Here is a 14,881-nt window from a genome sequence, read left to right on the forward strand (position 1 = left end):
TGAAGTCCTGTCTGAATGTCGTGTCAGGCGGCGGGTCGCTCGCCGGCGCGCGGGCGTTGCAGGCGCTGGCGGCGGGCCTCGCCGCGCAGCCGGGCCGCATCAGCCGCACCCTCAGTCGGTGTACTGCCAGCGCTGCGGCCCTGCAGCTGCTGAGCGAGGCCCTGCACCGTGGGCCAGCGGAACAGGTCGACGACCTGCAGGCGCTGCGGCCACAGCGCATCAATGCGGCGGTGCAGCTTGACGGCCAGCAGCGAGCTGCCGCCGAGTTCGAAGAAGTTGTCCTCGCGGCCGACCTGGGCCAGGCCCAGCAGCTCGGCAAACAACGGCGCCAGCGCCTGCTCAATGGCGCCCTGGGCAGCGAGGCCGGTGGCGCGCTGGCGCTGCGGATCGGGCAGCGCGGCGCGGTCAATCTTGCCGTTAGGTGTCAGCGGCCAGCGCTCGATCCAGACCCAGTGCGCCGGCACCATATAGCTGGGCAGCCGGGCCAGCAGCGCGTCGCGCAGGTTCTGGCTGACAGGCGGGTGCTCCGACTCGGTGCCGTCGGCGCCGAGGTAGGCAATCAGCTGCGGCTCGGCCTCGCTGCCCAGGGCCCGCGCCAACACCACCGCCTCGCGCACGCCGGGCTGAGCCGTCAGCGCCGCCTCGATCTCGCCGAGTTCGACGCGCAGGCCGCGCAGCTTCAGCTGATGGTCGAAGCGGCCGAGGAACTCGAGCTGCCCATCGTGGCGCCAGCGCACCCGGTCGCCGCTGCGATAGAGCCGCGTGCCAGGCTCGCCCCAGGGGTCAACGCCAAAGCGCTCGGCGCTCAGGCCCGGCCGGCCGGCATAGCCCTGGCTGACGCCGCGGCCGCCTATGCACAGCTCGCCCTGGGCGCCGGGCGGCAGCAGCTCGCCGCGTTCGTCGAGCACATAGAGCCGGGCCCCGGCGATCGGGCGGCCGATCGGAGTCGGTCGGGCCGTCGCAACCGAAGCAAACTCAGCCGGCATCTGCCAGACGCTGGACCAGACGCTGGCCTCGGTCGGCCCGTATTCATTGAACAGCTGCAAGGCCGGCCAGCGCACGCGGGTCTGCGCCAGCAGCGCCGGCGGGCAGGCCTCGCCGGCCAGGATCACGCGTTGCAACTCACCGCATCCCCCAGCGGGCCAGCCCAGCAGCATCTCCTGCCACAGCGAGGGCACGCACAGCAATGTGTTGACGCGCTGCGCCAGCACCAGCCGGGCCAGCGCGGCCGGGTCCTGCAGCGCCTCGTCCGATGGCATCACCAGGCAGCCGCCGGCGCCGAGCACGCCGAACAGAGCGGCCACCGAGCTGTCGAAGGCAAAGGACGAGAGCAGCAGATAGCGGCCCAGCGGCCCGTAGTAACGCCAGCGCGCCTCGGTCGAGGCCCAGAGGCTGCGGTGGGCCACGGCCACGCCCTTGGGCTGGCCGGTCGAGCCCGAGGTGTAGATCAGGTAGGCCAGCTGGTCGACATGGCTCGGGCCCCAGTCATCCGAACCCGAGGCCAGCCCCTCGTCCTGGCTTGCCAAGGCGGCCCAGTCCTGCGCCAGGTCCAGCCAGGGCAGCGTCTCGCTGGCCCAGGCCGCCGGGCTCAGCAACAGCCGCGGCTGCGCGTCCTCCAGCATGAACTGACGGCGCGCCGCCGGGTAATGCGGGTCGATAGGCACATAAGCGGCCCCGGCCAGCAGGATGCCCATCAAGCCGATGCCCATCTCAAGCGAGCGGCTGGCACACAGGGCCACCCGGTCGCCAGGCCTGACGCCAAGACTGCGCAGCCGCCGCGCCAGCGCCAGCGCCTGGCGGTGCAGCGCGCCATGGCTGAGCCTGCTCTGGCCCAGCAGCAGGGCGTCGGCCTCGGGCTGGCGGAGCGCCTGCTGGCGGTACAGCCCCAGCACGCCCTGTGCCGGCACGGCCGGCAGCGGCTCGCCGCCGCCGAGCTGCAGCAAGGCCTGCTGCTGCGCCGTCGAGAGCAGGGGCAGTGCGGCCAGCCGCGCACTGCCGGCGCTCATCATCGCCCGCTGCAGCGCCAGCAGGCTGTCGGCCCAGGCCGCCACGCTGGCGGCATCAAAGAGCGCCGTGCGGTATTCAAAGGCCAGCGCGATGCGGCCGTCGGATTGCGGCTGCACGAGCAGGCTGAGGTCGAACTTGCTGACCGCGGCCGGCAGCTCGGCCGCACGAGTGCGCAGGCCCGGCCCCCAGTCACCGGCTTCGCCCTGGCCCGGGTTCATCACCAGCATGACTTCGAACAGCGGGGTGCGACCCGGCTCGCGCCGCGGCTGCAGCGCCTCGACGACGGCATCAAAAGGCAGGTCCTGATGGGCCAGCGCGGCCAGCACCTGCTCGCGCACCTGCCGCAGCCAATCGCTCAGCGGGCCGTTGAGCTGCGGCCGGCCACGCAGCACCACGGTGTTGACGAAAAAACCGATCAGACCTTCCAGACGCTGGTCCGGCCGGTGCGAGACCGGCGCGCCGACGCAGACCTCGGCCTGACCGGTGAGCCGCACCAGCCACAGCTGCAGCAGGGCCAGCCAGGCCATGAAGGGGGTCAGGCCTTGCGCACGGCCCCAGTCGGCCCAGGCCTGCGCCTGCGGCGCGCCCAGCTCGAAGCGCTGCCAGGCTCCGGCCGGCGCCAGGGTGGCGCTGCGCGGCCGGTCCAGCGGCAGCTCGGCAGCGGCCGGCGCACCGGCCAGGGCCTGTTGCCAGTAGCGCCGCTGTGCCTCGGCCGCCGGGCTGTCCAGCCAGCTCTGCTCGGCGCGTGCCCAGTGATGGAATTGCAACGGCAGCGGCGCCAGGCAGCAGTCCAGCGCGGCAAGGCCCGCCACTGCAGCCTTCCACAACTCGCCCAGTTCGCTCCACAGCAGCGGCACCGACCAGCCATCGGCCACCGCATGGTGCAACTCGATCAGCAGCAGCGCCTCCTGCGCGCCGGTTTGCCAGACCTGAGCGCGCAGCAAGGGGCCTCGGGCGAGATCAAAGGGCTGCAGCAAGGCATGCTGCAGGGCCTCATCGAGTGCCGCCGCCGGCACCCTCTGCCAGCGCACATCAACGGCCGCCTCCAGCGGCAAGGCCTGCGGCCGGCCCTGCGCATCGCCGGCCAGCGCGGTGCGCAGCACCTGGTGGCGCTGCAGCAGCTGACCGAGCGCCGCCGCCAGGCTGCTGGCGCTGGGCCAGACCTCGCCATCGAGCTGCAGCCAGCGTGCTGTGGGCAGCACATAGTCGGCCGCGCCGGGCTGCAGCTGGTCCAGCACCCAGAGGCGCTGCTGGGCCCGCGAGAGCTGCGGCGCAGCGGCAGGATCGGCATCGAGAAACTGCGCCGGGCCCGCCGGCATTTCAAGTGCTGCGGTCCCCGGCTCACCGGCCAGCGCCTGCTCAAAGCGCGCGGCCAGCTGCGCCAGCACCGGCGCCTCGAACAGCGTCTTCAGCGGCAGCGCCACGCCCAGCTGGGTCTGCGCCCGGGCCATCACCTGGGCGGCCAGCAGCGAATGTCCGCCGAGCAGGAAGAAGTGGTCGTTGAGCCCGACCCGCTCGCAACCCAAGAGCTGCTGCCACAGCTGCGCCAGCTGCTGCTGCAGCTCGGTTTGCGGCGCCTCGTAGGCGGCAGCGTCCTCGCGCGGCCGCTCGGCCAGCAGCCGCTCGAGCGCCGCCTTGTCGACCTTGCCATTGGCCGTCTGCGGCAGCGCCTCGAGCAGCAGCAGCCGGCCCGGCAGCAGGTGCTCCGGCAGCCGCTGGGCCAGCGCCTGGCGCAGCTGCACGGCCGTCTGCCCCGGGGCGACCAGTGCGCCGACCAGCTCCGGCTGCTGCATTGCATCGCGCTGCACCAGCACCGCCGCCGCCTGCACGCCCGGCAGCGCCGCCAGCGCGCCCTGCACCTCGCCGAGCTCGACGCGGATGCCGCGCAGCTTGAGCTGATCGTCCTTGCGACCGAGGAATTCCAGCGTGCCATCACGCCGCCAGCGCGCCAGATCGCCGGAGCGGTAGAGCCGCGCCCCGGCCTGGCCGCTCAGCGCGTCGGGCACAAAGCGTTCGGCCGTCATGCCGGCTCGGCCGAGGTAACCCCAGGCCAGGCCTTCGCCACCGAGCCAGAGCTCGCCGGTCACGCCGGCTGGCACCGGTTCGCCCTGCTCGTCCAGCACATAGGCGCGCGCATTGGCGATCGGTTGGCCGATGGGCACCACGCCTTGTTCCAGCTGTTCGGCTTGCAGCGTTTGGGCCGTGGCGCAGACGGTCAGCTCGGTGGGCCCGTAGGCATTGAGCAAGCGCCGGCCCGGCAGCCAGCGTGCCGCCAGCGCCGCCGGGCAGGCTTCACCGGCGGTGATCAACAGGCGCAGCTCGGGCAGCGTCTCGGCGTCCAGCAGATTCAGCGCCACCGGCGGCAGCGTGGCCACCTCGATGGCCCAGTCCTGCAGCGTGGCTTGCAGCGCCGCCCCCGGCATCAGCGCCTCGCGCGAGGGGATGCACAAGAGCGCGCCGGCGGCCAGCGTGGTGGCCAGCTCGGACACCGAGGCGTCAAAGTTCAGCGAGGCGAATTGCAGCACCCGCTGGCCCGGCTGGATGTCGAACAGCCGGCCTTGCGCGTGGGTCAGGTGGCTGAGGCCGCGATGACCCAGCAGCACGCCCTTGGGCTGGCCGGTCGAGCCGGAGGTGTAGATCACATAGGCCAGGTCGGCACCTTGCACCGCGGGCAGTGGCTCGGGCTCGATGGCTTCTGCTTCGGCTTGCAGCGCGGCCAGCGAGCGCCAGCCCGGCAGCGGGGTCAGGTCTTGCGGCGGCGCCTCGTGTTCGCTGAGCACCAGCAGCGGCTGTGCGTCGCCGAGCATGTAGGCCAGCCGCGCGGCCGGGTAGGCCGGGTCCAGCGGCAGGAAGGCGCCACCGGCGGCCAGCACGGCCAGTTGCGCGACCGCCGTGGCCACGCCGCGGTTCAGATGCAGGCCAACGACGACGCCGCGCCCCACGCCCCAGCGGCGCAGCACCGTGGCCTGGCGGCGCAGCGCTTCGGCCAGTTCGGCGTAGCTGAGCTGCTGGGTCTCATCCAGCAGTGCCGGCCGGCTGGCGTGGCGCGTGGCCAGGTCCAGCAGCTGCTCGTGCAGCGGGCGTTGATCGAAGGCTTGTGCAAAAGGCTCGACAGGCGGCTGGCGCAGCAGCGCCTCGCGCTCGCCCGGCAGCAGCCACCAACCACCGCCCACCCGCGCCTGCGGCTCGCGCACCAGCTGTTCCAGCACGTGGATGAAGCGGCGCGCAAAGCCCTGCACGCTCGCCTCGTCATACAAGTCGGTGGCGTATTCGATCTCGGCTGCCAGGCCCTGCTCGCGCGAGGCACGGGTCTCGAACAAATTGATGCTGAGATCGAACTTGGCGCCGCGATGGGCGATGGCGCGCTGGCGCGCCTGCAAGCCGTCGAGGTGGAAGCCCGGCGTCTCGTTGTTCTGCAGCACCAGCATGACCTGGAACAGCGGGTGCTGCGCCAGGCTGCGCTCGGGCCGCAGCGCCTCGACCAGGCGGTCAAAAGGCAGGGACTGATGGCGGTAGGCCTCCAGGCAACGCTGGCGCACCTGGCGCAGCAGGGCCAGCAGGCTGTCTTCGCCGCGGCAGTGGCTGCGCAGCACCCAGGTGTTGGCGAAGAAGCCAACCAGGCCGTAGAGCGATTCGTCCTCGCGGCCGGCAATCGGGCTGCCGACGACGATGTCTTCGCCGGCGCCCTGGCGGTTCAGCAGCAGGGCCATGGCCGTTTGCAGGACCATGAACAGCGTCGCGCGCTCAGCCCGCGCCAGCGCCATCAAGCCAGCCAACAGCGGCGCCGGGACCTGAAAGCGCAGCGTCGCGCCTCGATGGCTGGTCTGGGCCGGCCGCGGCCGGTCGGTGGGCAGGCTGCACAGGGGCACCGCGCCCTGCAGGCGCTCGACCCAGTAGGCGCGCTGCCGCGCCTGCAGGCTGTCAGGATCGGTCGCGTCGCCCAATTGACGGGCCTGCTGCTGGCTGAACTCGATGTATTGCAGCGGCAAGGGCGACCAGGCCGGCGCCTGGCCTGTGCAGCGCGCCGCATAAGCCTGGCCAAGATCTTCGGCCAGCGGCACGATGGACCAGCCATCGCCGGCGATATGGTGCAGCACCAGCTGCAGCACATGGTGGCTGGCGCTGAGGCGCAGGCACAGCGCGCGCAGCGGGCCTTGATGCACGAGGTCAAAGGCCTGATCGGCCTCATCGGCGAGCTGCTGTTCCAGCTGTGCTTCGCTGACACCCGCAGCCAGGCAGGCATGGCGCAGCGGCGGCAGGCCCGGGCCGGCCGGCAGCACGCGCTGCCAGGGCTCACCCTGCTCGTCCGGAAAGACGGTGCGCAGCGCCTCGTGGCGCTCGACCACATCCTCCAAGGCCTGCTGCAGCGCCTTGACGTTCAGCTGTCCGTGCAGATCCAGGGCCAGCACGATGTGATAGGCCGGCTGTGGGCCCATCAGCCGATCGATGAACCACAGCCGCCGCTGGGCGGCGGACAGGGCCGGGCGCTGCTGCAGAGTCATCGCGAAGCCCCGGCCAACAAGAGCGCCAGTTCGCGGACGCTGGGCGCATCGAAGAGCTGTTCGAGGTCCAGATCGGCACTGGATGGCCAGCGCGCGCGCAGCCGGCTCAGCAGCCGCGTGGCGCTGAGCGAATGGCCGCCCAGGTCGAAGAAGCTGGCATTGCAAGGCACCTCGGCCAGGCCCAGTACCTCGGCAAAGACGGCCGCCAGCGCGTTCTCACGTTCATCCCGCGGCAGGCTGTCGTCCGCCGCCTCCTGGCCGGCCCAGCTGTCGGCTGCACACGGCAGCGGCAGCGCCTGGGTGTCGAGCTTGCCATGGCTGTTGGCCGGCCACGGATCGAGCAGCACCAGATGCGAGGGCACCATATGCGCCGGCAGCCGCGCCTGCAGCGCCCGGCGCAGTGCCTGGCGATCGAGCGAGGCGCCGTCGTGCGCATGGACATAGGCGACCAGCGCCTGCTGCGTCTCGTTCAACTGGCGCAGGCAGACCTTGACAGCGGCCACGCCCGCCTCAGCGCCCAGCAGTGCCTCGATCTCGCCGGGCTCGATGCGGAAGCCGCGCAGCTTGATCTGCTCGTCGACGCGGCCGAGGAACTCGAACTGCCCGTCGTCGCGGCGACGCACCCGATCGCCGGTGCGATAGAGGCGCTCGCCACCGCAGCCACGCGGATGCGGCACGAAGCGCTCGGCCGTCAAGCCCGGCAAGCCGGCATAACCCCAGGCCAGAGCGGGCCCACCCAGGCAAAGCTCGCCGCTGGCGCCGCTGACGCCGCTTTCAGCACCAGGCAAGACCTGACCCTCCGCGTCGAGCAGCAGCGCCTCGAAGCCGGGCAGCAGATAGCCAATCGGCGGCGTCAGCGCCCCGCTCAAGGGAGCGCTGACGCTGGCGCAGACGGTGGCCTCGGTCGGCCCATAGGCATTGACCATGCGCCGTCCGATCGACCAGCGCGCCACCAGCTGCGCCGGGCAAGCCTCGCCGGCAAGGACCAGGCTGCGCACGGTCGCCAGACTGTCGGCGGGCATCACCGCCAAGGCCGATGGCGGCAAGGTCATCGCGGTGATGGCCAGGTGCTGAGCCGTGCGCGCCAGGGCCTCGCCGGGCATCAGCTCGGCCTGCGGCGCCAGCACCAGTGTTGCCCCGGCGCCCAGGCTGACCAGGGTCTCGGCGACGGCGGCATCAAAGCCGGGGCTGGCGAACTGCAGCACGCGGTCCCCGGGGCCGAGATCAAAGGCCTCGGCCTGCGCGCGCACCAGCGTCGCCAGACCGCGCTGGCCGACCAGCACACCCTTGGGCCGTCCGGTCGAGCCCGAGGTGTAGAGCCGGTAGGCCAGCTGCTCGGGGTGGGTGAGCACTGCTGCCGCACTTTCACCCGCGGGCAGGCCCTCACCCCAGGCGCTGACGTCGATGCAGGCCACGCCAGGCGGCAGCAGCTCGGCCTGCTCGGCATCGCTGAGCAGGGCCACGACCGCGGCGTCATTGATGATCAGCTGCTGGCGTGCGGCCGGGTAGGCGGGATCGAGCGGTACAAAGGCGGCTCCCAGGCGCTGCAGGCTCAGCCAGGCCGAAACCAGCGCCGGGCCGCGAGGCAGCAGCACCGCCACGCTGTCGCCAGCACCGATGCCGCACTCGCGCAAGCGCTTGGCCCAGGCCTCGATACGCTGCTCCAGCTCGCGCCGGTTCCACAAGCCCATCTGGCCGGGCACGGCGCTGAGCAGCGCCGGCGCAGCAGGGTCACGGTCGCACTGGGCCAGCCACAGTTCAGTCCAGGTGTTTGCCGTTTCCGGCAAGGCATCAGTCATCGGCATCTAGCGCTCCGCGCAGGCTGCCGCTCGGCCACCGCAGGGGCAGTGGGCCGGCAGCCAGTCAGGGTTCAGAGAAAGGCGAACTGGGCGGCGTCTTCGCGGCCGAGCAGCAGCTGCGCCGCCGGCAGCTGGCCCTGGCGCTGGGCCATGATGTGCTGGCAGGCGGTGTTCAGATCACGCAAATGGCGCTCCAGCGAGCTGCGCTCGCTGTAGATTGCGCCGCCGCCGAGGGCATCGAACAGCACCTCGACCGCATGGCGGGCGCGGTGAAAGGCCTCGCTGCGGGCCAGGAAGACGTCGACCCGCTCCTCGGTGCTGGGCGTCTCGCCGGCCTGTAGCCGTTCCCAGATCGCCTGCAGCGACTGGCGCACATGGGCGCGCGCGCCGTGATAGGCGGTGTGCGCCTCGGCCAGGGCCAGCGCCCAGATCGGCGGCAGGTCCTGGCGCTGGCTCATCATCGCGCGGGCTTCCTGCAGCGCGGCGCGGGCAATGCCCAGCGGCACGCCGGGCATCTTGCCGCACAGCACCGCCGGCCAGCGGTAGATGGCGCCCTCGTGCCCCGGCGCATCAAGCGAAAAGGCATGGGCCTCGGGCACAAAGAGCTGCACGGCTTCGAGGTCATGGCTGCCGGTGCCGCGCAGGCCCAGCGTCTGCCAGGTGTCCAGCCGGTTCAGCGAGCGCGGCGCCATCAGCAGCATGCAGTGGCGCGGCCGGCCCTGGGCGTCGAGCAGGGGCTTGTCGCGATCGCCCTCATGCAGCACCACGGCGCCAGCAAACCAGTCGGCATGGCCGCAACCGCTGGCATAGGCCCAGCGGCCGTCGACGATGAAGCCGCCCTCAACCACCTGCGCATAGCCGCTGATGCGCAGCACATTGGAGGTGGCCAGGTCCAGCGAGGGAAACAGCTCGCGCCGCACCTGTGCATCGAGCATGCCGCTGTAGAGCCCCCCGTCCATCTGGATCATCGCGCACCAGGCGGCCGAGGCATTGCCACTGGCCAGCACTTCCAGCACATCGTTGATCGCCATCGGCGTCATCTCCGGCCCGCCCCAGGCGCGCGGCATCAGCATGCGGAAAGCGCCGCTGTTGCGCAGCGCGTCCACCACATCGGCCGGCAACGCGCGGGCCTCGTCGATCTCAACGCTGCGCTCGCGCAGCATGGGCACCAGGGCCTCGGCGCGGCGCATGATGTCGCCCGCCTGCAGCGCCGCCCCAAGGGCTTCGTTCATGCTCAACTCCTCAAAAGATGCTGGGCACCGCTCGACTGGCCGGCTTCCTCACCTGACTGCGTTTCTCAATCAATCAATCTCGCTCGCCCGCGTCACGGCAGGGCGTAGGCGACCACTTCCTTCATCAATTCATTCGCACCACCGTAGATGCGCTGCACGCGCGCATCGGCATAAAGCCTGGCCATCGGGTGTTCGCGCGCATAACCAGCGCCACCAAACAGCTGCAGACAGCGATCCATCACCTCGCCCTGCATCTCGCTGAGCCGCCACTTGGCCAGCGCTGCGGTCGCTTCGTCGAGCCGGCCTTCCAGTTGCGCAGCAATGCAGTGGTCGACCAGCAGGCGGCCCATCACGACATGGGCCTGCACCTCGGCCAGCGTGAAGCGGGTGTGCTGCAAGTCGAACAGCGGCTGGCCATAGATCCGTCGGCTGCGGCTGTGCTCCAGCGTCAGCGCCAGCGCTCGTTCCATGCTGGCCTGCGCCATCACGCCGAGCATGGCGCGCTCATAGCCCAGCTGGCGGCGCAACTGGGCCAGGCCTTTGCCCGCCTCGCCGCCGAGCAGCGCCTCGGCCGGCAGCCAGACCTCGTTGAAGAACAGTTCACAGCAGTCATGCCCCGGGCGGCCCAGCAGCGGCTCGATCGGCCCACGCTCAAAGCCGCGCAGCCCGGCCGTTTCGACCAGCATCAGCGACAGCGACTTCGGCCCCGGCCGCTCATCGGTCCGCACGGCCAGCAGCACGAGATCGGCCAGATGGCCGTTGGAGACAAAACACTTACTGCCGTTGATCCGATAGCCGCCCTCATGCGGCACCGCGCGACACTTCAGGCCCTGCAGATCGCTGCCTGCCGCCGGCTCGGTGATGGCAATGGCCGCAATGCTGCGGCCCGCCGCCAGCGCCGGCAGATGGCGCTGCTTCTGCGCCTCAGTGCCGTGGTGGAGCAGATAGCGGGCCACGACGGCCTGCAAGGGCGCACCAAAAGCCGTATCGCCGACCTCGGCCAGAGCGGCCCAAAACACCGCCATATGGCGGAAATCTCCACCGGCACCGCCATAGGCTTCGGGCACATCGGCCAGCAGGCAGCCCAGCTGCCCGGCGGCCAGCCAAGCTTCGCAATCCACATGCCCCTGGGCATGCCAGCGCGGCTGCTGCGGCTCGAGCTGCTCGCGGACAAAGCGGCGCACGCTGTCCCGATAGCTCAGCAACTCCGCGTCCAGCCACGGTGATTCCAGTGGAAACATCTCACAGCCCCGCCAAGGAAAGCGCTGCGCTCCAAGGGCGCGAGATCGCTCCTGCCCAACCCAGCCCGCGCCGTCTGTGCGGCGCCGGCCCCTCTTGGCCACCTCACTGGGCGGCTTGCTGCTCCATGAACTGACGCAGCGAACGCGGCCGCATATCGACCCAGACGGCCTCGATATGGGCCAGGCAGGTGGCCTTGGGACCACGCACGCCCACCGCCTGCCAGCCTGTGGGCAAAGGCCGATCGGCGGGCCAGATCGAGTACTGGTCCTCGCCGTTGACTACCACTTCGTACTGCACCTCAGCTGCGTCAGACATCGTCTCCTCCGCGGGTCATTGAACCGGTGGCACCCTCTTTGGTACTGCGTCCGAGGGTTTCTTTACTGCATGCCGCAATGCTGATTGGTCTTTTATTGGTAGTCAAGTGGCTTTCTACTTAGGCGGCATAGAAAATACCAGTTGAGAGCCACTAACGGTTTGCATGCGTCGAACATGAGGGCGCGCCATGGCAGCCCGCCCCTCGGAATCGGGCCACACCAAAGCCGCTGAAGCAGCGCGTCAGCAATCAAGCGGGTAGATCCGGGCGATGAACAAGCGCCGTTCCGGCGTCGGGCGCGTGCTGCGCGCTGGCGCCGTTCAGACCTTGAAGTGGAGGCCGCGCTTGTCGAGCAAGCGCACGATCAACGCCCACACCGCGACGAAAGCAATGGCAAAGGCCAGAGAGGCATTGAAAGGGCCGGCCAGCCGATCGATCCAGCCAAAGGCGCCGGCATAGAGCGGCGCCATCAGGCCGAAGCCTTCGAGGATGACGGTGCACATCCAGGCGCCGGCATACGCGGCGATGGCGTTGACACCGAAGCTGCGGCCCAGGGCCGGCCAGCCGGCCTGGTCGATCAGGCGGTGAGCCAGGGCCAGGGCCAGGGCGCCGAGGCCGCCGGTCCAGAGCACAAAGCTCGGCGTCCAGAGCTGCTTGTTGAGCGGCTGGAATTCAGCCACCAGCAGGCCCAGACAGGCACTGCCCAGACCGAGCAGCCAGAGGTTTTGCCGCTGGGCGCGGCGCAGGTACTGGCCGGCTTGCAGGCCCAGCAGGCTGGTGGCCAGCGCGCCCAGGGTGCTGATCAGGCCTTCCGGATCGTGGCCCAGGCCGGTGGCCGCATTCCACTCATAGCCAAAGCGACCGAACAAGGCGGCGTCCCAGCGCGAGGCGATGTTGCCGACCTTGTCGAGGCTGCCGCCCCAGGCCAGCAGCAGGCCGTAGCCCAGCAGCAGCAGCGCCAGCAAGCCCCATTGCTGGGCCGAGCGGCGCAAATGCAGGACCACCACGCCGCTGAGCGCAAAACAGATCGCGATGCGCTGCAGCACACCCGGGATGCGCAGCTCGGGCTTGCCCATCAACCACCAGGCCAGCAGGTGCAGCACAAGACCCAGGGCCAGGATGCGTGCCGCGCGGATCAGCACCGTGCGGCGCAAGGGCGCGATCGGCGCCTGCGCATCAAGCCGCGGTCCCAGGGCCAGGGCCAGCGAGACGCCGACGATGAATAGGAAGAAGGGGAAGATCCAGTCGGTCGGCGTGCAGCCATGCCAGGCCGAATGTTCCAGAGGCGCGTAGACATGGCCCCAATCGCCGGGGTTGTTGACCAGCAGCATGGCGGCCACGGCCAGACCTCGCAAAGCGTCCACCGATGCATACCGTTGGCTAGCGCTCATCGCGGCCCGCCCTTTCCATCACACTCACACAAAAACACTCGGTCACCGCCCCGCCCGGCTGGGGCGCGGGGACGCTGCACCCGGCATCAGAAATCACACAGGCTGCTGAGCGCCGGCTCTGGCGCGGGCACCGTGTCCAGCTGGGCCACGCCGCCGGCGCGCAGGCGCTTGACCTCGGCATCGACCTCGGCCGGGCTCAGCACCTTGTTGCGAGCATGAAAGACCCAGTCCACATCCTGCTCGTACGCGCGCGCCTGGCTGCTGGCCGGCAGCAGGCCGCCGGGCGAGAACCAGAGGTTGAAGTTGATGGACATCAGCGAGACCGGATAGTTGCGGCCGCCATGGGCCGCCAGCTGCCGGCCATCGAGGAAGAGCTTGACCTGGCCCCCTGACACCTGCATCAGCAGCTGGTGCCAGCCATTCAGGTTGGTGAACTCTTCGTGCGACTGGTTGTAGCTCTTCCAGGGCTCGAGCTGCACGGTCTGCCAGGCGATACCGTAGAGCCGCGTCTTCTCGCTGCCCCAGCCGCCGTTGGGCAGGTATTCCCAGTCGATCTCGCTGAACTCGGGATCGAAGTCATGGCGCAAGGGCGCCACCACATAAAAGGTCTGGATCACCGGGTCGCCGTCGACACCGCGCACCGGCGCATCGCTGAAGCGCAGGCGCGCCGCATACGTGCCTTCCAGGTACTTGCGCTGGTGGCAGATCTGAGCCTGGGCCGTGCCGGCGCCGCTGCCGTCGGTCTGCGCGGACAGGCGCAGCAGGCGGTTGCCGGCTTGCTGAGGATCATCGACCAGGCTCAGCTGCTCGGCGCTCCAGCGCGCACCGGTCACGCCGGGATGGCCGGCCTTGCTGCGCGGCGTCCAGCCCTGGGCCCAAAGGCCGCTCAGGTCGCGGTAGTTGAAGTCGTCGAAGAACAGGCCGGCCGGTGCAGGCGCGGAGCTGGCCGCTGGAGCCGCCACAACCGGCACCAGCAGCGAGCTCAATCCCAGCGTGAGCGCGCCGATGCGCAAGCCCACGCGCACCGCAGAAACGGTCTTCATGCTTCGGGCTTGGGCTCAGCCGCTTCGTCCTCGCGAATCGGCAGCACCTTGAGCATCAGGAACACCGGAATCGCCGAGAGCACCACCCAGAGGAAAAAGTTCTGATAGCCCAGCAACTTCTGAACATCGCCGCTGATGGCCTTGAAGATCACATAGCCCAGGGCCATGAAGCCCGTGGCGATGGCGTAGTGCGCGGTCTGGTACTTGCTCTTGGCCACGAACTGCATCATGAAAAGGATCACCGCGACAAAGCCGAAGCCATAACCGAAGGTCTCCAGGCTCACGGCCAGGGAGATCCACCAGAGGTTGGTGGTCTGGCTCACCGCCAGCGCATAGAAAGCCAGATTGGGCAGGTTCATCGCCAACAGCAGCCAGATCATGGCGCGGCGCAGACCCAGCCAGGCGGTGAAGTAACCCGAGGCAATGCTGCCCGCCAGAAAGGCCAGGGTGCCGGCCGTGCCGTAGGACAGGCCCACCTCGGTGGTGGCCATGCCCAGGCCGCCGAGTTCGCGGGCGTCCTTCATGAACAGCGGGCCCATGGCCTGCACCTGGGCCTCGCCGGCGCGGAACAGGATGATGAAGGCGATGGCCACCCACACGCCTTCGAGCTTGAAGAAGCTGCGAATCACATCGCCCAGGGTGCCGGCCACTTCGATGCTGCCGCCGGCCTCGACGCTGCTGCGCGTGTCGGGCAAGGCCCAGACGTGGTAGGCCGCCAGCACCGCCATGGTCACGGCCGCGATGCCGAAGACCGTGGCCCAGGCCACCACCGGGCCGGCGCTCTTCTCCAGCGTGCCGGCGAGGATCACCAGGCCGCCCATGGCAAAGAGCTTGGAGCCGTTGAAGCAGGTGCCCAGCCAGCCCGCCCACACGGCGCGTTGCTTGCCGCTCAGGGTGGCGATGTAGAGCCCGTCGCAGACGATGTCATGCGAGGCGGAAGCAATCGCGGCGACCGCCAGCAAGGCGATGCAGATGACAAAGAAGCTCGGCAGATTGAGCGAGAGCGCGATCAGGCCCAGCGCCACAGCGCCCAGGGCCTGGAAGCTGATCACCATCCACTTCTTGCTCGGGGCCAGCTCCAGCAGCGGGCTCCACAGGGGCTTGAACACCCAGGCCAGACCGAGCAGACCGGTCCAGCGCGTGATGTCCTCGTTGGACACACCCAGGCTCTTGAACATCAGGGCCGAGACCAGATTGACCATGAAGAAGGGCAAGCCCTGCAGGAAGTACAGACTCAGCACCCAGGTGCCGGGCGCGCGGGCCTTGTTCTTCGTGTCGGCTGGGCTCATGGAGGTCTCGGTGCGCTCGGCGTTCAAGGTGGTGGTGTTCATGTCTCAACAAGCCCCAGGGTG

General features: G+C 69.9%; 8 protein-coding genes. All 8 read right to left on the minus strand.

All coding sequences use genetic code 11. The features are described from left to right. Positions 1–23 precede the first annotated feature (23 nt). Entirely contained in the window at positions 24–6,509 is a 6,486-nt protein-coding gene (locus tag AC1Q6P_RS10515; RefSeq protein ID WP_492665161.1) for an amino acid adenylation domain-containing protein, read from the minus strand. After that, positions 6,506–8,314 carry a non-ribosomal peptide synthetase gene (locus tag AC1Q6P_RS10520; protein ID WP_492665162.1) on the minus strand — a complete coding sequence of 603 codons (1,809 nt, stop codon included), beginning with the start codon at positions 8,312–8,314 and terminating at the stop codon, positions 6,506–6,508. Before AC1Q6P_RS10520 ends, AC1Q6P_RS10515 begins: the two co-directional genes overlap by 4 nt. Positions 8,315–8,379: 65 nt before the next feature. Beyond that, positions 8,380–9,540, minus strand: a complete 1,161-nt coding sequence (locus AC1Q6P_RS10525; protein WP_492665163.1) for an acyl-CoA dehydrogenase family protein — start codon at positions 9,538–9,540, stop codon at positions 8,380–8,382. A gap of 92 nt (positions 9,541–9,632) precedes the next feature. Then, positions 9,633–10,781, minus strand: a complete 1,149-nt coding sequence (locus tag AC1Q6P_RS10530; RefSeq protein ID WP_492665164.1) for an acyl-CoA dehydrogenase family protein — start codon at positions 10,779–10,781, stop codon at positions 9,633–9,635. Positions 10,782–10,884: 103 nt separating this feature from the next. Further along, positions 10,885–11,097 carry an MbtH family protein gene (locus AC1Q6P_RS10535; protein ID WP_171829044.1) on the minus strand — a complete coding sequence of 71 codons (213 nt, stop codon included), beginning with the start codon at positions 11,095–11,097 and terminating at the stop codon, positions 10,885–10,887. 318 nt (positions 11,098–11,415) lie between these two features. Beyond that, positions 11,416–12,486: an acyltransferase family protein gene (locus AC1Q6P_RS10540; RefSeq protein ID WP_492665165.1), complete on the minus strand. Its 1,071-nt coding sequence runs from the start codon at positions 12,484–12,486 to the stop codon at positions 11,416–11,418. A gap of 86 nt (positions 12,487–12,572) precedes the next feature. Beyond that, complete coding sequence (locus AC1Q6P_RS10545; protein WP_492665166.1) at positions 12,573–13,529, minus strand: glycoside hydrolase family 16 protein; 957 nt, start codon at positions 13,527–13,529, stop codon at positions 12,573–12,575. Then, positions 13,526–14,860, minus strand: a complete 1,335-nt coding sequence (locus AC1Q6P_RS10550; RefSeq protein ID WP_492665167.1) for an MFS transporter — start codon at positions 14,858–14,860, stop codon at positions 13,526–13,528. The genes AC1Q6P_RS10545 and AC1Q6P_RS10550 overlap by 4 nt, the downstream gene beginning before the upstream one ends. Positions 14,861–14,881 lie beyond the last annotated feature (21 nt).

The sequence above is a fragment of the Roseateles sp. GW835-FHT13E02 genome (assembly GCF_058794035.1).

Excerpts from the sequence above, each read along its gene's own strand:
- AC1Q6P_RS10515 (WP_492665161.1), bottom strand. The coding sequence starts at position 6,509 with ATGACTCTGCAGCAGCGCCCGGCCCTGTCCGCCGCCCAGCGGCGGCTG.
- AC1Q6P_RS10535 (WP_171829044.1), bottom strand. The coding sequence starts at position 11,097 with ATGTCTGACGCAGCTGAGGTGCAGTACGAAGTGGTAGTCAACGGCGAG.
- AC1Q6P_RS10540 (WP_492665165.1), bottom strand. The coding sequence starts at position 12,486 with ATGAGCGCTAGCCAACGGTATGCATCGGTGGACGCTTTGCGAGGTCTG.
- AC1Q6P_RS10545 (WP_492665166.1), bottom strand. The coding sequence starts at position 13,529 with ATGAAGACCGTTTCTGCGGTGCGCGTGGGCTTGCGCATCGGCGCGCTC.
- AC1Q6P_RS10520 (WP_492665162.1), bottom strand. The coding sequence starts at position 8,314 with ATGCCGATGACTGATGCCTTGCCGGAAACGGCAAACACCTGGACTGAA.
- AC1Q6P_RS10525 (WP_492665163.1), bottom strand. The coding sequence starts at position 9,540 with ATGAACGAAGCCCTTGGGGCGGCGCTGCAGGCGGGCGACATCATGCGC.
- AC1Q6P_RS10550 (WP_492665167.1), bottom strand. The coding sequence starts at position 14,860 with ATGAACACCACCACCTTGAACGCCGAGCGCACCGAGACCTCCATGAGC.
- AC1Q6P_RS10530 (WP_492665164.1), bottom strand. The coding sequence starts at position 10,781 with ATGTTTCCACTGGAATCACCGTGGCTGGACGCGGAGTTGCTGAGCTAT.